Below are 20,508 nucleotides of genomic sequence, written 5' to 3' on the forward strand. Positions count from 1 at the left end.
TCCGAAAAACAAACTGTTAACCAAAAGATACCGAAAGGATATTTGTCTATTTTAGACCAATGTCCCACAATTATCTTGGTTTGAGGATTCATCTCCCACTTTTTATTGGCTGTATCCTTTTGCTTGCATGCGAGGATGTTATCAATCCAGAGCTTCCAACCTCTGAACCCCTATTGGTGATTGACGCACTGCTCGGATATCATGAGAACAATGGCGACCCCATTACTATAGGAGAGGTAAGGCTTACCCTTACGGCACCTTTTTTGGTAGATGGCACCCCTCCTGCAACCAATGCCCAAGTCTCCATCAGGGATAATTTTACAGGCCTTTTATATCCTTTGACAGAAACCGAACAAGGGGTGTTTGGCACAGGAATACCCCAATTGCAGTTTGGAAGGGAATACACCTTGGAAGTAATCTACAATGACCAAGTGTACACGGCCACAGAGGAATTGGTAAAGACCACCACTATTGATAATCTGGAGCAAGGCGATGGATTTTTGTTCAATGAAGAGGAAGAAACCGAGGTTAAAGTAACCATTACCGATTTTCCTGGAGAACAAAACCAATATTTACTCGCATTTGGGTTTGGAAATTTTCTGGTTATTGAAGACACTTTTTTTGACGGCGAACAACTAACCTTCTCTTATTTCTATGATAACATAAACCCGGGCAGATTACTGACCATTACCATTTTTGGAGCAGACCCACAATTTGCCAATTATGCTCAGCAGGTGCTTCAGCAGTCTGGTGAGGACAATGGCAGCGGCGGACCTTTCACGGTTCCGGCAACGGCAAGAGGTAATCTTGCCAATGTTACCAACCCAGAAAACTTTGCTTTGGGGTATTTTGCCCTAAGTGAATTCGACACCCAACTGTTAACCATTCAATAGTAGTAGTAATACTTTTTTTATAAATCAACCATATTCTATAAATTGTAGGAAAATCTCTTGCATGCTTCAACGATTACTGGTTTCCTTACTGCTCATCTCTTTACATTCCAGTTGGGCACAGGTTCAAAAGACGTACACACTGAGTGGTACAGTTTCAGAAGAAAAAAGTAACGAAACCTTGATTGGGGTCACCATTGCCTTCCCAAGTATAAACACGGGGGTCGCCACCAATGAGTACGGCTTTTTTTCCATAACCTTGCCCGAGGGCGACTATGAGGTGGTTGTTAGCTATTTGGGATACCAGGATATTAGAGAGACCATAAGTTTGCGCTCCAATATTAAAAGGGATTTTAATCTTGCTGAAGCTGTAGAGGAGTTGGATGAAGTGGTGGTAACGGACAATGCCGGGCGCTTGGATATACGGAAACCCCAAATGAGTGTCAATACGCTGGCCGTACAAACCATCAAGCAAATACCAGTTGTCCTAGGTGAGGCAGATGTCATTAAATCTTTGGTGCTGCTTCCGGGGGTCACCAATGCCGGAGAAGCTTCGTCCGGGTTTAATGTTCGTGGGGGTGCTGCCGATCAGAATTTGATCTTATTGGATGAAGCCACAATTTTTAATTCTTCCCACCTCTTTGGGTTCTTTTCGGTTTTTAATCCAGATGCCATCAAAGACGTAAAATTGTTCAAAGGTGGAATTCCTGCCAGGTATGGTGGCAGGGTGTCATCGGTATTGGAAATTTTTCAAAAAGAAGGTAACAGTAAGGAACTTAAGGTGAACGGAGGTATTGGCGCAGTGGCCAGTAGATTGTTGGTGGAAGGCCCCATCATAGAAGACCGAACTGCCTTTTTGGCCGGGGGAAGAGCTTCCTATGCGCATCTGTTCCTCCCCTTGTTTGATGTGGACAACAAAGCCTATTTCTATGACTTAAATACCAAATTCAACCATAAAATCAATGAGCGGAACAGCATCTTCTTATCTGGATACTTTGGTAGGGATTTGTTTAGCATCAACGATAGTTTTGTAAACACCTACGGGAATGCTGTGGGGAATTTTAGATGGAACCACCTGTTCTCTGATAAATTGTTTTCCAATTTGTCCCTAATTTATTCGGATTATTTCTATGGTCTGGAATTGGATTTTGTGGGATTTGAATGGGATTCAGGTATTCAGAATTTCAACCTAAAGTATGACCTCAAAAACTATGTCAGCGATAAAATTCAGGTGAACTATGGGATCCACAACACCTATTACGTGTTCAATCCAGGAAAGATAAAGCCTAACAGCCCTGATTCTGGGATTGTAGAGGAACAATTGACAAAAAAATACGCTAATGAAAATGCCATTTATCTGGATATAGAAAATAAAATATCGGATAGGTTAAGCATGGAATACGGGCTTAGGGTAAGTCAGTTCAACAGGTTGGGGCAAGATGAATTCTATCAATATGAAAACAATCAGCCCGTTGTTTTTGATCCTTTTACTTTAACCTATCAGGAGGCCATTCCCAGGGATACCCTGCGGCCCGGGAGAGGGGGAACATTGAAAAAATTCGGGAAATTGGAACCCAGGATTTCCATGTCCTATAATTTTAAGGGACAAAGCTCTATCAAGGCCAGTTACACCAAGCTAGCCCAATACTTACATTTGCTTTCCAACACCAGCTCTCCCACCCCCTTGGATGTTTGGACGCCTAGTGGCCCCTTTATTGAACCACAGTTTTTAGATCAATATGCGGTGGGCTATTTTAGAAACATTGATGGTGGAGCATATTCCCTTGAGGTGGAAGCTTATTACAAAGACATCCAAAACAGAATTGATTACATAGACGGCGCCAATCTCATAGCCAATAATGCCATAGAACAAGTTATCCTCAATGGGGAGGCACGCGCCTATGGTTTGGAATTGTTGCTTCGCAAGAATGATGGTCGATTGAAGGGTTGGTTAGCATACACCCTTTCCAGGTCGGAACAACGAACCCCTGGCCGGGAACCCACTTTTGATAACGGAAGGTCCAATATGGAGACTGGTATTAATTTAGGCCAATGGTACAGCACACCTTATGACAAAACGCATGACCTTGCCCTTTATGGTAGCTTTGATTTGAATGAACGTTGGAATTTCAATGCCAATTTCATCTATCAAACTGGACAACCAACCAACTACCCCATTGGTCAATTTGAATTCCAAGGTCTGGTCATCCCGTATTATGGTTTAAGAAATGAGGAAAGGCTGCCGGATTACCATCGATTGGATTTATCGGTCACTTTAAAGCCTAGACCCGCGAGAAATAAAAAGCTAAAATCTGAATGGGTTTTCAGTGTTTACAATGTATACAATAGATTGAATGCCGCCTCCATCAATTTTAGACAGAACCAGGATACTGGTAGAAATGAGGCCATTCGAACCTCTATTTTTGGAATTGTTCCAGCAATAACCTATAATTTTAAGTTTTAAAACAGCTTATGAAAAAGATATCCCCATACCTATTTTTTCTCTTCTTGCTGTTTTCATGCGAAGATGTGATTGAAGTGGATGTTCCTGCGGAAGAACCCAGATTAATCGTTGAGGCCCTGATCAGATTGGATCCCAATGATTCCTTCCATATGCCAGTGGTCAAAGTGTCATTGACGAGTTCCTTTTTTGGAAGTATTCCGCTCACAGGGCTTAGAGATATAACCATTATAAATCTCAGCTTACCCACTGCGGGTGGAGGAAACTTCATTGTATTGGAAGAAACAGCTCCAGGCTCTGGAGAGTACCAAGACCCAGATCCAGTACCTACGCGTTTTTTTGAAGGTGGGGAACTTTTACTACAGTTGGAACATGAAGGGCGTCGTTATTTTGCCCGAACGTTTTATGCACTCTCCGCACCCATGGACGACCTCCAACAGGGTGATGAGACCCTATTTGATGATGATGACATTGAACTCGAGGTTACCATCACCGATGATGGCACAGCGGACAACTTTTATGTACTGGACTATGGTGAGGGAGAGTTTTTAGCCCTTGAAGACAAATTCTTTAATGGGGAGCAGTTTAGTTTCTCCTTTTTCCCGGAACGAACATTGAATCCTGGCGATGAAGTGACTGTAAGCATCATGGGGGCCGACCGTGAATTTTTCAACTATATGGACCTATTGGTGGAACAAACTACAGACAATCAAGGGGTTTTTGAAACTCCCGTGGCCACTGCTAGGGGCAACATCTTTGATGTTACCGACCTAGATAATATTGATCTGTTTGATAATGTAGGACAACCCGACGTATTTCCCTTAGGCTATTTTGCGGTAGTTCAGGAATATAAACGCACAATTACTATAGAATAAATAATCTTTGTTTAATATCGATTTCAATGAGGAGCATAGCCTTTTGCGTCTTTTTAATTGCGTTGCTTTCTTGTGAGGAGGTGATAGACGTGGAGGTTCCTTCGGAAGAACCCAGATTAATTGTTGATGCCTTGGTTCGGGTGGATCCCACTTCCAATATTGTGGACATTGAGGTGGAGGTCGGATTAACCGATGCTTTTTTTGGTGAAATTCCCGTGACAAATTTAAAGCAGATTACTCTGGCAGGTGGGGTTCTTGTTGACTATGACAATCCCGGCTCCGGGATTTACAAAGGCACGCGTTCAGCGGAAAATCTTAAAGCATCGGAAGAACTGTTGTTACAACTTGAATGGGAAGACAAACTCTACTACGGATCAACAACCTATGCCAGTTCAGTGCCAATTGACGACCTGCGTATCGGTTCCAATACCTTATTCGATGATGACGAAACGGAAATAATCATCACCATTACCGATGATCCCAATAGAAATAATTTCTATGTGGTTGATTTGGGTTTTGGGAACTTCATTACTTTGGACGACCAGTTTTTTCAAGGTCAACAATTTAGTTTTTCATATTTCTATGATGAAAAATTCGAACCTGGACAGGAAATCACGGTAAGCGTTCTTGGCGCTGATCAGGCATTTTACAACTACATGAATTTGCTTATAGAACAGACCGAAGACGATTTAGGGGTTTTTGAAACCCCAACAGCTACTTTGCGTGGAAACATATTTGATGTAACCGAATTGGATAACATTGATTTTTTTGATAACGTGAATATTCCCAACGAATTTCTTTTGGGTTATTTTGCCGTTGTTGAGGAATATAAGCAGAGCATCACCATACCATAATCATAAAAAAGTATACAGTAACACTATTACACCAAGCCCCACCAAGCCCTGAAACAGGGTGGCCAAAGTGTGTCCCCGCAAAGCTGTTTTCACATTCATGTTGGAAAATTGGGAAACCACCCAAAAATAGCTGTCGTTTACATGGGAAACAGTCATAGCTCCTGCTCCAACGGCCAAAACGGCCAACGCTTTATCGGTTATGGACAGTAATCCAAAGGTGTCCAACAAGGGTGCTACAATAGCAGAAGTGGTGATAATGGCCACAGTGGAAGAGCCTTGGGCCGTTTTCAGAACAGCGGCGATCGCAAATGAAATTAGTAAACCCCCTAATCCAGAACTTTGGGTCAGGTTGAATATTTCGGCCATATCCAAAGTGCGCAGAATAGCTCCAAATGCTCCCCCAGCACCAGTTATCAAAACAATGGCACCCGCTTGTCTAAACGCCTCAGGAACCCACTGTTTTTGTTGCTCGGTTGGAATTTTACGTGCCATCATAAAGGCCAATAAAACCCCAATCAATAAAGCTATAATGGGACTTCCAAGAAAATCAAAAACAAAGAAAAGGGTTGACTTCCCTAAGGGAAAAGTGGGGTAATTGGCAACGGATTTTAATGCAATCAGAACTATAGGAACTACTAACGGCAAAAATGCGTTAAGGGGTTTAATGTTGGATTCCAATTCCTCTTTGACGTCGCTTTCTTCCTCCCCTACTTCTTGTTGTAATTTTCTACCCATAAATCGAGCCCAGAAATACCCCATCAAGGAAACAGGTATGGAAACTACAAGACCCAACAACAGAACGGTACCCAAATCGGCATCCAAAATAGCGGCTGCGGCCAAAGGACCCGGCGTTGGTGGTACAAACACATGGGCTGCGTAAAGGCCTGTTGCCAAGGCTACTGCAAAGACCATAATAGGAATCCCTGACTTTTTGCTCAGCGCCTTGTTCAAAGAAGACAATATGATAAAACCCGAATCGCAAAAAACAGGTATGGAAATAATGTATCCGGCCAGGTTAATGGCCAATGGCGATTTTTTAAGTCCAATCAATTTTAAAATAGAATTGGCCAAAACCTTGGTACTCCCTGTTTTTTCAAGATAAATCCCAATTACGGTTCCAAACGCAATGACCAGACCAATTCCTGATAAGGTTTTCCCAAATCCATTGCCCATCGTTTCCATAATATTTTGAGGAGAGAGTCCCAAGAGAAAACCAGAAACCACCGCGGCCAAGGTCAGGGAAAAAACGGGGTGCATTTTAAACTTGATGGTCGCCACAATGATAAAAACGACCACTAGGGCCAAAACAAGGATTTCCATATTATTTTTTTAGAAAATGTCCTTTAAATATAGGCTAAACTTGCTACTTTAGTTCCTATGCATACCGATAAAAAATTATTGGCAAAAGGCCTCAAATTCATAGGCTATACGGTAGCCGTTATGTTTCTGGCCCCATTTACTATTTACCAAGCTTTTAAAAACGAGGGGCATCCTGCCTATTGGCCTGTGTTGATCGTGGGTTTGGTATTGGCTGTAGTTGCCATTGGCCTAGGGTTTTACACCATCAAAATTTTTATGGAAGCTTTGTTCGGAAAAAAAGCAAAGGATTAATCCTTTGTGGTCTTGCTATTTTTCCACTTGTTGCTCAATTGGGCATAATCGTAATCCAAAACCGATTTTTGCCGTTCCAATCGCTTGGAGGCAAAAGCGCGTTGTAAAATGTCCTCAATGAGGTAGTCTTCATGGATTTGCTCTGGATGGAATTCTTCCTTAATACTTATTTTGAAAGCCTTCGCGGTAGTGTTGTACCAAAAAGCCCGCCATCCGTTTCGGAGTTCCTTCACCAAATCAAAAGCGGTTTTCCCGGTTTGGCGATAAATGAGTTTGACCAAAATCTGACCTTCGGTTCGGGTTAGTTTTTTAAGTTCCGCGGAAAACTCTCCCTCAATATATTTTTGAACTTTTTTGGTGTACTTCTTTCGATGCCTTTTCTTTTTGATGTTGGCCAGGCTATCGTTCAACTCTACCAAACGCTCTGCTGCCAATTTCGCATAGGGATACACCTTTAAGGTCTTTCTTCTCAAGATATAATACCGAAGCTTTTCCTTTCGGTTGGCAAATTCCAGCCTACCAAAAAGATATACCTCGTCCAGTGCTATGGAACTATGTAAAATGGAGTCCCCTTCAAACCGAACATAGTAATCAGTGAGGGAATCCTTTTCGGTTTCTTGGGTAAAACCTAAGGCGCATAGCAGCAGAAAAACGATACTTGTGTAGAAACGCATCATTCTAAAATAAGACAAAAGTCCTGCCAAAATTAAGGATAAAGCAAGGAAATGGCTATTAAATAAAAGTGAATATTATTAAGTTTGTGGACTAAACTACATACATGGCATCATCAAAAATTATCACTGCTAAATCACTTAAATTCTTCGAGAAATACCTGAATAATGCCTCCCCTACAGGTTATGAATGGGAAGGTCAAAAAATATGGATGGACTACCTAAAACCCTACGTGGACGAATTTATTACGGACACCTATGGCACGGCGGTAGCGGTAATAAATCCAGATGCCAAGTACAAGGTGGTGATTGAGGGGCATTCCGATGAAATTTCTTGGTATGTGAATTATATCACGGACAATGGATTGCTCTATGTCATCAGAAATGGCGGGAGCGACCACCAAATTGCGCCCTCAAAATGGGTGAACATCCATACCAAAAAAGGGATTGTGAAAGGTGTATTTGGCTGGCCCGCCATCCATACCCGTAACCGAGCCAAGGAGGAACCGCCCAAGTTGGATAACATATGTATTGATATAGGGGCCAAAGACAAAGAGGAGGTTGAAAAAATGGGGGTTCATGTGGGCTGTGTCATTACCTATCCGGATGAATTCCAAGTGTTGAACAAAAACAAATTTGTTTGTCGTGCCATTGATAATCGTGCTGGGGGCTTTATGATCGCAGAGGTTGCCAGATTGCTTCATGAAAACAAGGTGAAGCTTCCGTTCGGATTGTATATCACCAACTCGGTACAGGAAGAAATTGGACTGCGTGGTGCGGAAATGATCACCCAGACCATTAAACCCGATGTGGCCATTGTAACAGATGTATGCCACGATACCACAACTCCAATGATTGACAAAAAGAAGGAAGGAGAAACTGCAATTGGTTCCGGCCCCGTGATTTCCTATGCTCCTGCTGTGCAAAATAAGCTACGGGAGCGCATCATAGAAACCGCGGAAGCCAAGAAAATTCCATTCCAACGATTGGCTTCTTCCCGTTATACGGGAACCGATACAGATGCATTTGCCTACAGTAACGGTGGGGTGGCATCAGCCCTAATTTCATTGCCACTTAGGTATATGCATACCACCGTGGAAATGGTGCACAAAGATGATGTCGAAAACGTCATCAGACTGATTTACGAGACACTCCTTAACATTAAAGAAGGAGAGACCTTTAGTTACTTTGACTAAGTTGTCATTCCCGCGAAAACGAGAATCTTTTATTATTAACCAATGGATTCCTGCCTACGCAGGAATGACACTAATGAAGTGATTCATGGATGAGTTGATAGACATCCTGGATGAAAACGGGAACCTAACGGGTCAGACCTGTTTAAAGTCCGAAGCGCATCTTAAGGGGTATTTCCACCCCACTGTTCATGTTTGGTTATATACTTCAAATGGAAAAGTGCTATTTCAAAAAAGGGCAGCAAATAAAAATACTTTCCCAGGACTTTGGGATGTTTCGGTAGCTGGCCACATTGGCGCTGGGGAAGATGTGATTGAAGCTGCGATACGGGAAGTAAAGGAGGAAATCGGTCTAATGGTTAAAGTTGGAGATTTGGAGAAAATAGGTTATTTCCTATCCGTCCATCAACATAGCAAAACCCTAGTGGACAGAGAATTTCATCATACTTTTCTTTGCGAATTGGAAGTTCCCTTGTCCCAGCTCGTCAAACAAGAAAGCGAGGTAGACGCTTTGGATTTTATGGATTTGGAAACGTTTACGTCAAAAGTTGAACTCAACCAAATGGACGGTTTTGTTCCCAACGATACCAGCTATTATTCAACAGTGATTAAAGAAATATCCAGAAGGCTATAAGCGTTCAATAAACTCTCCTGGGTTATCCAAAGAGTAGGTCTCCTGCGTACCTTGGGCCATATCCTTAACCACAAACTGTCCCTGTTCCAGTTCTTGTGCGCCAATCAAAACCACATATGGAATATTCCTGCTATTGGCATATTTCATCTGCTTTTGCATTTTGGTATTCGTCGGGTACACTTCGGCCTTGATACCCTTGGACCTCATCCCATTCACCAATGTAAGGGCCGCCATGCTCTCCTGCTCTCCAAAGTTTACACAGAGTACATCAACCGATTTGCTTACACTGCTTGGGAACAGATTCAATTCTTCCAAAACCAAATAAATACGGTCCAATCCGAAAGAAATACCCACACCGCTAATGTCTTTTAGCCCAAAAATTCCCGTGAGGTCATCATAACGTCCACCTCCACCAATAGAGCCCATTTTTACACCTTCAGGAGCACTGACTTCAAAAATGGCACCCGTATAGTAGTTCAGTCCACGTGCCAATGTCACATCCAGTTGAAGTTGGGCAGATTGTAATCCAAGTGCCTCAACATTTCTGGTGATTTCATCCAGTTCCGCAACCCCTGCCATACCTATTTCAGATTCCACCAACAATGATTTCAGTTGCTCCAATTGCTCCATATTGGAGCCAGACATGGCAAACAAGGGACTTGCTTTTTCAATGGCACTTTCTGAAATTCCCTTGGCCAACATTTCCTTTTTTACGCCCTCCTCTCCTATCTTGTCCAATTTGTCCAAGGCCACCGTAAAGTCAATAAGCAAATGTTTGGCTCCAATGACTTCAGCTATACCAGACAATACTTTTCTATTGTTGATTTTGATGGTGGTACCTTTCAATCCCAAATCTGTAAAGACTGCATCATATAGTTGAACAAACTCCACTTCTTGAAGCAGAGACTTGGCCCCGACTACATCGGCATCACACTGATAAAACTCACGAAAACGTCCCTTCTGGGGCCTATCGGCACGCCAAACCGGTTGGATTTGATACCGCTTAAACGGGAAATCGATTTCATTTTGATGCATGACCACATAACGGGCAAAGGGTACCGTAAGGTCATACCTGAGCGCTTTCTCTGTAATTTTCGGCGTCAGCGAAGCCGAATTCTTGGAACTATAGGTAATATCGTCCACTTTGGAGATAAAGTCGCCAGAGTTCAAAATCTTGAAGATAAGCCTATCCCCTTCATCGCCATATTTGCCCATTAGGGTTTCGGAATTTTCAAAGGATGGGGTTTCTATGGGTTGGAACCCATACACCTCAAAATGTTTTTTGATGGTTTGGATGATGTAGCTACGTTTGGCAACTTCAGTTGGTGAAAAATCGCGCGTTCCCTTGGGAATGGATGGTTTTTGTGGCATGAAAACTGGTAATTCTCGTGCAAATATAAGGGCTTTGCCATTCAATGAACAATTATCAATATGACAATTATTTTGAGGAAGGTTGAACTGTACAATCAATGTTCAAATGTTTGTTTCACCCTTTAAATCAAAAATTTTGAATAAGGGATTTAAACATTCAACATTAAAAACTAAGAATTAAAAACTATGCATGGTGCATTTGGCATCGCGCATCCGACTTCTAACAAATCACGAGATCATCTTTGTAAGTTTGACACGAATTTCACAAATTCACCACAAATGCCAGACATCTAGCATCTCACATCAAGCAAGTTTACAACCCATTCATTACTTGGGCCGACACGAATTGCACAAATTGGTTCGAAAACTAACTAACTCCAATATTCTTTTCTAGAAAAACCGCGTACGTCAACTCAAAAAGGGTATCCATCAATTTACAATTCACAAAACTTCCTTCTTGTGGTATGTTAAGGAACTAAAAGTGAATATTATGAGACCACATAGAATTTGGCTTTTGTTTCATTCCGCAGTTACTCTTTTGTTGTTTTCCTGTTATGGTGAAGATGGGGCCGTAGGCCCAGCAGGTGAGCAAGGAGAAAACGGTTACCATTGTTGGGACTTGAACTTAAATGGCATAAATGACCTAGATGAAGATGTCAACCAAGATGATGAATGGAACGGGTTGGACTGTTTGGGGCAGGATGGACTAAACGGTGTTAACGGTATCAATTGCTGGGATCTGGATGGTGATTGGTTCAATGATGAAGATGAGGATGTGAACAGTGATGGTCAGTGGAACGCGTTGGATTGCCAAGGGGAAGATGGGAATGCCAATGTGCAAAGGATTACTTTGGCTTTTGACAATGCATATTTTAATGAATACACTGCTTTATTTATAGCTCCTGAGTTAAATCAAAAAACTTTGCAAAGTCATATTATGCTGTTCACTTTAGAGCATATTCAAAATGTAAACTTATCAACCTTTCTAGCAATCCCTGGCGGATTGGCAGAAATAGATAGAAAATACGATGTTTTCTGGTTTACCAATGGGTATGTCTATATCGTAGTTTCCAATTTTGACGGGACCGATACCAACCCAGGATGGACTGATACTTGGGACTTTCTCCATATTACCTTTATCAAAATCTCTGCATTAAAGGACGAGGATGAACTATCAACAATTAAAAAAAGTTTAAGTGAATTCGGTATTAATATTCAGGATTTTGATGCCCTTGTCCCCTACTTTGACGATGAGTAAAGTTTGTGTCCAGGGATTCGGATGGCTTGACACTAATTGCACGAATTTACTCGAAAGTCATTGATATAGAACCTCAGCATTCAACATTAAAATCTAAGAACTGAAAACTATGCATGGTACATCTGGCACCCAGCATCCGACATCTAACAAATCACAAGATCATCTTTGTAAGTTTGACTCGAATTTCACGAATTCACCTCAAATGCCAGACATCTAGCATCTCACATCAAGCAAGTTTACAGCCCATTCATTACTTGGGCCAACACGAATTACGCAAATTGGCTCGAAAGCAATTGGTAAAACCTCAGCATTCAACATTAAAAATTTAGAATTGAACATCGAGTCTCCAGCATCAAACAACCAAATTCCAAAAATCCAAACATCTAACAATCCAGCCAAAGCTACTCCATAATCTGCTCAAACCATTGGTACAGCTCTCCTTTGGTTATGGCAGCTCCTTGTTGGATCAAATCAAATTTGTCCTTGTTCTTGTCGTCGGAATAGGCTTTGGACGCGGTAAGGTACTCTACAAAATCGGATTGGAAATTGCGCTTAAACCAGCCAAAACCTTCCTCTGTCCGTAAATCAATTTCGGGATTGAGCACTTTTACAGAGAAGAGCTTCATCTCCTTGTCCGTTAGATGGAACAAGTGCATATGCATTTCCGAAATGTTTTCAAGATACTCTACCTTGGACAGCACTCCTTCCCAAACCAAATCACTAAAAACATCTATTTCCTCCTCTGCAACCTGGGGTTTTTCTTTCTTGATACTTGCCCACTCTTCCGCTGTTATGGACTGGGTAGCCAAAAAGTTGATAAACTCAGGATGCAACTCTTCCAATTGTTGTTGCGTCAATCTTGCGTACTTCATTGAATCAGATTCCTTTAATTCGGCAAAAGTAAAAAAGGCCACGCAGTTGCGCAGCCTTTTTAGCTTATAAATTATGTTCTTTTAGTTGAAGATGTACCGTACTCCAAACTGGGCTTGCCATCTGGACAACAAGCTAGTATCCGAACTAAAGGTTTCTGTCAAACTCTCATCGAAACTATAAGTTGGATTATTGTTGTCATCAATGGTTACACCCAACACCTGCTGGTTGGTCGGGATTTCAACAACACCCCACTCAGAACTGATCAAGTTGCCAACATTCAACACATCCAAACTCAACTGGATGGTATTCTTGCTTGCAATCTTAATATCCTGCAGAATTTTCAAGTCCCAACGCCCTCTCCAAGGTGCCAAAGCACCGTAGCGCTCTGCATAAGAGCCTCGGTTTTCACTCAAATAGTCATCTTGTTGAATAAAGGCTTCAAATGCAGCTGCATCCCCAGCTTCAGCAAAATTCATTTGGTTGACTTCCGCAGAGGTTGGGATGTATAACAGATCATTGATACTTGATCCATCCCTATTGATGTCACCTCCATAGATATAATTGAAACGACCTCCCTGAGCGTATTCAAAAAATGTGGAAATGGTAGTTCCTGTCTTAAACACTTTGGAAATAACCCCCACAAAACGGTGGGTATCCCCATATCTTGAATAGGACAACACATCTGCATTGGCATCATTGACTATGGCGTTGGCGGCAAAGGCATCACTGGTAATCTCAGCTTCAATGGAATTCACATCCTTTGAATTCAAGTAGCTATAAGCCAAGCTGGCATAAAGGCCGTTATCCCATGTTTTTTGTCCCTTGAACACCGCATTCCAAATTCTTCCTTCATCGGAATTGGAGAATACATAAGCATTGTTAATCAAATCCGTTGCGGCATACACGGCTCTGTTATCCACTCCTTGTAAGGTCTCTGAAGGAGAAGTCAGTCCCCAGTTTTGAACGTGAGGCCCGTTGATGTCCTTTGAATAGGAGAAATCAGCAGTCAAAATCCAGCCATTGTTCAAGCGCTTGTCCGCACCCAAACTGGTTCGGAACACTTGTGGCCATTGGAAATCGGGGTCTACTGCAGTTAGGAAAAATACATTGGGGTTGGCTATCTGGTTGCCCAACCACACAAATGGGAAGCGGCCAGTAAAAATCCCAGAACCACCTCTAATCTGCAAATTCCCATCATTATTCACGTCCCAATTGAATCCAACACGGGGAGAAATCAGCCAATCATTGGTGGGTAAATTGGTGTTGTCTATCAATACCGTTTCCCCATTATTGGGATTTACATAAGGAATATTCGGAACCACTGCTGGTGCCCTATCAATAACGTCTTGGGCTTTTTCTGCAGAGTCAAAGTAAAGCGGTCTATCCACTCGTAGGCCATAGGTAAGCTTGAAATTTTCAGTGGCATTCCACTCATCCTGTGCGTAAAAAGCCATTTGACCTACGTTGGTTTCCGCCAATGCCCAACCTCCTGCATTTCCTTCTCCTGCGGCATTTAAGGCATTGTTGGCGGCTATAGCCGCATTGAACTGACCTTGATAAACATTGACCAACGCAGCTTCCCCTGCAGCATCCAAACCTCTAAAATCGGCTATGGAACCTGTTGGGAAAAACACTCCTTGAGCACCATAAACCCCTAAGTTAAAGGAGTTGTCAAATTGGAACTTCTCAAAAGAGAACCCAACGGTGAACGTATGGTCTCCCTTAAAAAAGTTGAGGTTATTTGTTAATTGAAAAACCTTCTGGTCCAATCTATTGTTGATGGAGAAAGGCTCATGTCCTGCAATGATGTAATTTGATGCCCCATTTTCATCCAGCAATGTGATGGTCGGTGCTGGAGTTGATTTCGGATTCCTGAAATCGTCAAAATGGGTATAGCCTACTTGCAACTTGTTGATGGCCTCATCAGAAAGCGTAGAGTTTAATTCAATTTGTACCGATTGAATTCTGTTGTTGATCTCATATCCAGCATTTTCAAACTGCAAAGTGGATAGGTTTGGTCCTCTAAAGCCCAAAGCAGTTGGGTGGGCCGGCTTTTCCTTGGAAGCGTCCAAGAAATTGTAAATGATGGCCAATCGGTTATTGTCGTTTATGTTCCAATCCAATTTGAAGATCCCCTTGGTCGATTCCTGATCAAAATTGAAACCTTCAAACCTTCCTGGGTTATAGAATTGTCCATCCCCGATGGAAACTTGACTTAGAATATTGGATACCAATTCAAAATCCGAGGCCAAAACCCTGGATTCGTTGATACCACCCCTACCTCTATTGGGAACAAAACCGTTGGATCCCAAATCTGTACGGTCGTCTTTTTCAAAGTTGGCAAAGAAGAACAGCTTATTCTTAACGATTGGACCGCCAATACTTATACCGTATTGGGATTGACTAAGGTCAGCTTTAAACACGTCATCCCCAGCTACTTTTCCTCCAGTTAAGCTTTCATTTCTATAAAATCCATAAACCGTTCCATAGAATTCATTGGTACCGCTTTTGGTCACCGCATTTACGGAAGCCCCTGTAAATCCGGATTGGGTTACGTCGTAAGGCGCAGTGGTAACCTGAATTTGGTCAATGGCGTCAATGGAAATAGGATTTGCATCCGTTTGTCCTCCAGGTTGTGCGGCATCCAATCCAAAAGGGTTATTGAAAATAGCCCCATCCAAGGAGAAATTGTTGAATTGGTCGTTTCTTCCCCCAAAGGAACCTGCACTTGCGGTAGGCTCTAGACGGGTAAAGTCATTGGTTGACCTTGAAATGGTGGGCAATCGGGTCAATTCACGTCTGCCAACACTGGTTTCTGCCCCGGTACGGTCGCTGCCAAAAGTCCCCGTTTGATCGGACACAACAACAACCTCCTCCAACGCTTGGCTATCTGATGCCAATGCCATATTGTGGTTGTAAGTCTTACCCAGCGATAGGAAAATATCGCTTTGCACATTGGTTTTAAATCCAACATAGGAAATGGTTACCTCGTAAGGCCCCCCAACCCTTAAGTTAAGAAGGTTATACCTTCCCTCCTCGTTGGTAATAGCTCCGTAGCGCGTACCTGTAGGTGTGTGCACCGCTACCACATTCGCCCCTAAAAGGGGGGCGTTCTGATCATCAACAACAGTTCCTCTGATGTTGGATGTGGTGACTTGTGAAAAAGCCGAGGTGGATACCATTAGTAACAGTATCCCCAACAGTAAATTTTTCTTCATAGATGAGTTAGTTTTTTGAGTACCTACAAACATAGACAAAAAAAAGAGCTATGCATGCATAGCTCTTCATAACTTATTAACTGAATGTTAAGGAAATCCTTACTTGGCTTCAGCAATAACTTCAAAAGGGAAATCAACGATTACCTCTCTGTGCAATCTGATCTGGGCATTGTAAGGCCCAACTCTTTTGATGGTTCCTCCTTTGATATTGATAAACTTTCTTTCGATCTGATGACCAGCTTTATCCAATGCGGCTGCCAAATCGATATTGCTAACGGAACCAAACAATTTGTCACCAGCACCCACTTTGGCAGGGATACGGATTTCCAATTGCTTTAAGGCGTCGGCCAATTTAGTGGCCTCGTCAACAATCTTCTTTTCTTTATGGGCTCTTTGCCTAAGGTTTTCTTCCAATACCTTTTTGGCAGAAGGGGTAGCCAAAGCGGCCAACCCTTGAGGAATAAGGTAATTTCTTCCGTAACCGTTCTTTACCTTAACGATATCGTCCTTAAAACCCAAATCCTGTATATCTTCTTTTAGAATAAGTTCCATTCTTCAGTATTTTTTATTTCAACATATCGCCAACATATGGCATTAAGGCTAGGTGACGGGCTCTTTTTACAGCTTGTGCCACTTTTCTTTGGTATTTCAAAGAGGTTCCGGTAAGTCTTCTAGGAAGCAATTTACCTTGCTCGTTTACCAATTTCATCAAGAAATCCGGGTCTTTGTAATCAATGTACTTGATACCTGACTTTTTGAACCTACAGTATTTCTTTTGCTTGTTGGTCTCAATGTTCAATGGGGTCAAATACCTGATTTCCCCATCTTTCTTTGATTTTGCTTGTTGTTCTATAGATGCCATAGCCCTATGCGTTTGCTTTTAATTTGGTTCTTCTTTTTTCTGCCCAAGCAATAGCATGCTTGTCCAATTTAACGGTCAAAAAACGCATAATACGTTCATCTCTTCTAAATTCCAATTCGTAGGGAGCAATTGCTTCACCTGGAACGGTAAATTCAAACAAGTGGTAAAAGCCACTTTTTTTGTGCTGAATGGGATAGGCCAATTTCTTAAGTCCCCAGTTTTCCTTGGAGACCATTTTGCCACCATTCTTAATCAAGAAATCCTCAAATTTCTTGACTGTTTCCTCTATCTGGGTCTCAGATAGAACGGGATTCAAAATGAAAACAGTTTCGTAATGGTTCATATATTATTATTTTAAAGGAGCGCAAAATTAGTAATAAAAGCTCACCTCCGCAAGAAAAGGTAAATTTCTTCGTTTAAGAGTCAAGAGTTATTAACAATAATGAACCAACTAAACCTTCGTAACGTATATGGTAATGTACACAACAAAATAGACCATGTTTACATCTTTTGTTGCAGTTAAACATCCTTTTTGTGTAATTTGCCGATGATTTAAAACCCTACAAATCACCCCATTCTATGAAATTAAAAAGTATAATTGTAGACGACTCCTCCATGCAGCGGATGGCCGTTGCAAAATTGGTCAACAATCACCCACATCTTGCCCTTGTAGCCGAGTATAGCAATGCTATTGAAGCCAAAAATGGGTTAAAGAACCACGACATTGATCTTATCTTTTTAGATGTTGAAATGCCGATCATCAGTGGGTTTGACCTTTTAGAGGCCCTAGAGAACCCACCACAGGTTATTTTGATTACTGGAAAACCTGATTATGCCCTTAAAGCATTCGATTATGATGTAACCGATTATCTTCATAAACCCATTACCCTAGCCCGATTTGAATCCTCTGTAAAAAGAGCGGTTGCCAAATATGAGCAAATGAACCGGGTTGATGAGGATGAAGAACACATCTTTGTAAAAAGTAACCTTAAAAAACGTAAGGTTATCCTAAACGATATTAAATGGATAGAAGCCTTGGGTGATTACATCAAATTGGTAACGGATGAAGCCAATATCGTAATCCTATCCACCATGAAGGCTTTTGAAAAGCAGCTTCCTGCGGAAAAGTTCCTTCGTATCCATAAGTCTTATATTGTCAATCTAGAAAAGATTGAAAAGTTCAACAGTAAAAATGTAGAGGTAGGGGGTAGACAGATTCCGTTGAGCAGAAACAAAAAGACAGAGCTGGCCGAAGCGCTGGCCAACGTATAGAAAAGTTATATGTGGTCCACATTGTAGACCAGTCTCACACTTTTATACTTAGAAATAGCATTAAAAGATTTTTCAATTCTTTTAATGCTATTTTTTATTTGGACCACGGAGAGATTTCTGGGCATCTTCACCAAAATGTTCTTTAAATAATCCCGTCGGATTCTAGCCACTGGAGGATACTCCGGACCCAGCACCTGTTGCCCCAATACATTTCGCAACGATTGTGCAAACCATTCCGAGGCGTCGTTGAGCTTATTGTAATCCTTGTCTTTCAGAGTTAGCTTGATAATGCGCACCAAAGGTGGATATTTAAACTGTTCCCGCTCATAGTGTTGTTCGGCAAACATTTTATCATAATCATTGGTGGTCACCTGCTGTAAAATTTGGTGGTATGGATTATAAGTCTGAATCAAAACCTTGCCGCGCTTTTGAGTTCTTCCTGCCCTACCCGCTACCTGGGTCAACAATTGAAAGCTTCGTTCATGCGCCCTGTAATCGGGGAAGTTTAATAAAGTGTCCGCATTCATAATACCCACCAGGCTCACATTTCTAAAGTCCAATCCCTTGGTCACCATCTGGGTTCCGACCAAAATGTCCATTTCCTGTTGTTCAAATGCAGTGATGATTTTTTCGTAGGCATACTTTCCTCTAGTGGTATCCAAATCCATTCTACCTACCGAGGCTTCAGGAAACAATTCCTTCAGCTCCTGCTGGATCTGCTCCGTCCCAAATCCCTTTTTATCCAAGGTATGACTCCCACAGGCCAAACACGCGTGTTGCAAAGCCATGTGATATCCACAATAATGACATCTGAGTTGGTTCCTGTGCTGATGGTAGGTCAAACTCACATCGCAATTGGGACATTGAGCCGCGTGTCCACAAGTAGTACACTCCACAATAGGAGCATATCCTCTTCTGTTCTGGAACAGGATTACCTGCTCTCCTTCCTCCAAGGCTTCCATTATGGCATTGAACAGGCTTTCTGAAAAATGGCCTTTCATCCGTTTTTTACGGGTGGCCTCCTTGATGTCCACCAAATTTATATCCGGCATTAGCACATTTCCGTAACGGTAAGCAATAGCGGCATAACCGTACTTGCCCTTTTTCGCATTGGCCATGCTTTCAATACTGGGAGTAGCAGACCCTAACACACAATGGGCCTTATGATAAGCTGCCAAGACCATGGCGGCATCCCGGGCATGATATCTAGGAGCCGGATCAAATTGCTTAAAAGAACTTTCATGTTCTTCATCCACAACTACCAAACCCAAATTGGAATAGGGCAAAAATAGGGATGAGCGGGCACCAATGACTATTTGTGCCTTCTCGGCATTCTTCAGCACATTGTTCCATACCTCTACCCTTTCATGGATGCTGTATTTGGAATGATATACAGAAACCTTGGACCCAAAATAATGTCGTAGTCTATTTATGAGCTGGGAGGTCAAAGCAATCTCTGGAAGTAAATACAAAACCTGTTTCCCTTGATCCAATACATCTTGTATTAATTTGAAATAGACCTCGGTTTTTCCCGCCGACGTAACTCCGTGCAACAATACAGGTTTGCTTTCTGAAAAACCCGATTTAATGGTTTCCAGGGCTTCTTGTTGATGTGGGTTAAGCATTATCGCATCCACCGAGGAAGATTCCTGCTGCTGTTGCACCCGATCCGTTCGGATATGGAATTCTTCCAGTACGGATTTATCAATCAAAGCTTTGATTACAGCTTTGGAAGCTGCACTCTCCCGTTCCAAATCGGTAACTTTAATGGGCTTTTTGTTCACCGCCTGCAATTGGAACAATGAAAGTACCACTTGACTTTGTTTTGGAGCCCTGGTCAATTCCTGAAGCAGTTGCTCCAATTTATCCTCAGCCTGATATTCCTCAGCCAACTTTACATATTGTACCAGCTTGGGTCTGTACTGTTCATACAGTTCTTCTTTTTGCAGCACCACTCCTTTTTGCACCAACCTATTGACGAGGGGGAGAACGTTCTTTTTATCCACAATACCACTGATCTCTCCAATTTTTAAGGCTGATTGATGCTGCAGGGCTTCAAAAATGAGAAATTCATCATCCTTTAGCCCCATTTCGTCCACCTCTGCCTCCTTGTTGGGCAAAATCAGGGTTTCACTTTCCAACAAAAAAGCACTGGGCAAGGCACTTCGTAAAACTTCTCCCAAAGTGCACATATAGTACTTGGCAATCCATTCCCAATGCTGAAGTTGATAGGTGTTTACCAAAGGAACTTCGTCCAAAATCTGATAGATCTCCTTGGCCTCATAGGCCTGTGGTTCATCTTGGTGGATGTTGTAAGCCAGTGCTGTGTAAATCTTGGACTTCCCAAAGGGAACAGCTACCCGCATACCAGGTTTCAGAAAAGCGGCCTCCTCCGAAGTGATTTTATAGGTAAAAAGTCTTTCCAAGGGAATTGGAAGCACAACATCCAAAAAATACTGCATACC

At 42.1% G+C, this 20,508-nt stretch carries 18 protein-coding genes; 9 read left to right on the plus strand and 9 right to left on the minus strand.

Going from position 1 to position 20,508, the window contains the following annotated elements; all coding sequences use genetic code 11:
* The first annotated feature begins 80 nt into the window (after positions 1-80).
* The 4 genes from ACOOE0_RS16510 to ACOOE0_RS16525 all read left to right on the plus strand — a co-directional run bounded on the left by ACOOE0_RS16510 (position 81) and on the right by ACOOE0_RS16525 (position 5,080).
* Complete coding sequence (locus ACOOE0_RS16510) at positions 81-893, plus strand: DUF4249 family protein (protein ID WP_420400011.1); 813 nt, start codon at positions 81-83, stop codon at positions 891-893.
* Positions 894-954: 61 nt separating this feature from the next.
* On the plus strand, positions 955-3,354 hold the full coding sequence (locus ACOOE0_RS16515) for a TonB-dependent receptor (protein WP_420400012.1): 2,400 nt from the start codon (positions 955-957) through the stop codon (positions 3,352-3,354).
* Between the two features lie 8 nt (positions 3,355-3,362).
* Positions 3,363-4,226, plus strand: a complete 864-nt coding sequence (locus tag ACOOE0_RS16520; protein WP_420400013.1) for a DUF4249 family protein — start codon at positions 3,363-3,365, stop codon at positions 4,224-4,226.
* Between the two features lie 26 nt (positions 4,227-4,252).
* Complete coding sequence (locus ACOOE0_RS16525; protein WP_420400014.1) at positions 4,253-5,080, plus strand: DUF4249 family protein; 828 nt, start codon at positions 4,253-4,255, stop codon at positions 5,078-5,080.
* Here ACOOE0_RS16525 and ACOOE0_RS16530 read toward each other — a convergent pair whose 3' ends face one another.
* The gene (locus tag ACOOE0_RS16530; RefSeq protein ID WP_420400015.1) at positions 5,081-6,400 is read right to left on the minus strand and encodes a GntP family permease; all 1,320 of its coding nucleotides are present in this window, start codon (positions 6,398-6,400) and stop codon (positions 5,081-5,083) included.
* 57 nt (positions 6,401-6,457) lie between these two features.
* On the opposite strand from ACOOE0_RS16530, the gene ACOOE0_RS16535 reads away from it, so the two are divergent.
* Positions 6,458-6,691, plus strand: a complete 234-nt coding sequence (locus ACOOE0_RS16535) for a DUF6095 family protein (protein WP_420400016.1) — start codon at positions 6,458-6,460, stop codon at positions 6,689-6,691.
* Here ACOOE0_RS16535 and ACOOE0_RS16540 read toward each other — a convergent pair.
* Complete coding sequence (locus ACOOE0_RS16540; RefSeq protein ID WP_420402236.1) at positions 6,688-7,365, minus strand: DUF4294 domain-containing protein; 678 nt, start codon at positions 7,363-7,365, stop codon at positions 6,688-6,690. The two genes, ACOOE0_RS16535 and ACOOE0_RS16540, sit on opposite strands and share 4 nt — an antisense overlap.
* A 104-nt stretch (positions 7,366-7,469) precedes the next feature.
* Here ACOOE0_RS16540 and ACOOE0_RS16545 point away from each other — a divergent pair, with 104 nt between their 5' ends.
* Positions 7,470-8,558 carry a M42 family metallopeptidase gene (locus tag ACOOE0_RS16545; RefSeq protein ID WP_420400017.1) on the plus strand — a complete coding sequence of 363 codons (1,089 nt, stop codon included), beginning with the start codon at positions 7,470-7,472 and terminating at the stop codon, positions 8,556-8,558.
* 85 nt (positions 8,559-8,643) lie between these two features.
* Positions 8,644-9,189: an NUDIX hydrolase gene (locus tag ACOOE0_RS16550; protein WP_420400018.1), complete on the plus strand. Its 546-nt coding sequence runs from the start codon at positions 8,644-8,646 to the stop codon at positions 9,187-9,189.
* Here the strand turns inward: ACOOE0_RS16550 and hisS are convergent.
* Positions 9,184-10,560: a histidine--tRNA ligase gene (gene hisS, locus ACOOE0_RS16555; RefSeq protein WP_420400019.1), complete on the minus strand. Its 1,377-nt coding sequence runs from the start codon at positions 10,558-10,560 to the stop codon at positions 9,184-9,186. The genes ACOOE0_RS16550 and hisS overlap by 6 nt on opposite strands.
* 490 nt (positions 10,561-11,050) lie before the next feature.
* Between hisS and ACOOE0_RS16560 the strand changes: the two genes are divergently transcribed.
* A complete protein-coding gene (locus ACOOE0_RS16560) occupies positions 11,051-11,818 on the plus strand; it encodes a hypothetical protein (protein WP_420400020.1) in 768 nt (255 codons plus the stop codon).
* Positions 11,819-12,219: 401 nt separating this feature from the next.
* Here the strand turns inward: ACOOE0_RS16560 and ACOOE0_RS16565 are convergent, their stop codons facing one another.
* The 5 genes from ACOOE0_RS16565 to rpsF form a co-directional block, all read right to left on the minus strand.
* Positions 12,220-12,690: a DUF6495 family protein gene (locus ACOOE0_RS16565; RefSeq protein WP_420400021.1), complete on the minus strand. Its 471-nt coding sequence runs from the start codon at positions 12,688-12,690 to the stop codon at positions 12,220-12,222.
* Positions 12,691-12,771: 81 nt separating this feature from the next.
* Positions 12,772-15,909, minus strand: a complete 3,138-nt coding sequence (locus ACOOE0_RS16570; RefSeq protein WP_420400022.1) for a TonB-dependent receptor — start codon at positions 15,907-15,909, stop codon at positions 12,772-12,774.
* A gap of 99 nt (positions 15,910-16,008) precedes the next feature.
* Positions 16,009-16,461: a 50S ribosomal protein L9 gene (gene rplI, locus ACOOE0_RS16575; protein WP_420400023.1), complete on the minus strand. Its 453-nt coding sequence runs from the start codon at positions 16,459-16,461 to the stop codon at positions 16,009-16,011.
* Between the two features lie 13 nt (positions 16,462-16,474).
* Positions 16,475-16,771, minus strand: coding sequence for a 30S ribosomal protein S18 (gene rpsR / locus ACOOE0_RS16580; RefSeq protein ID WP_055392375.1), 297 nt, complete (start codon positions 16,769-16,771; stop codon positions 16,475-16,477).
* 4 nt (positions 16,772-16,775) lie between these two features.
* Positions 16,776-17,114, minus strand: a complete 339-nt coding sequence (rpsF, locus tag ACOOE0_RS16585) for a 30S ribosomal protein S6 (protein ID WP_138833744.1) — start codon at positions 17,112-17,114, stop codon at positions 16,776-16,778.
* A 236-nt stretch (positions 17,115-17,350) separates the two neighbouring features.
* Here rpsF and ACOOE0_RS16590 point away from each other — a divergent pair, with 236 nt between their 5' ends.
* On the plus strand, positions 17,351-18,043 hold the full coding sequence (locus ACOOE0_RS16590) for a LytR/AlgR family response regulator transcription factor (protein WP_073176311.1): 693 nt from the start codon (positions 17,351-17,353) through the stop codon (positions 18,041-18,043).
* A 5-nt stretch (positions 18,044-18,048) separates the two neighbouring features.
* Here ACOOE0_RS16590 and priA read toward each other — a convergent pair whose 3' ends face one another.
* On the minus strand, positions 18,049-20,505 hold the full coding sequence (gene priA, locus ACOOE0_RS16595) for a replication restart helicase PriA (protein ID WP_420400024.1): 2,457 nt from the start codon (positions 20,503-20,505) through the stop codon (positions 18,049-18,051).
* Positions 20,506-20,508 lie beyond the last annotated feature (3 nt).

Source organism: Flagellimonas sp., from assembly GCF_965215805.1.
Taxonomy (GTDB): Bacteria; Bacteroidota; Bacteroidia; order Flavobacteriales; family Flavobacteriaceae; genus Flagellimonas.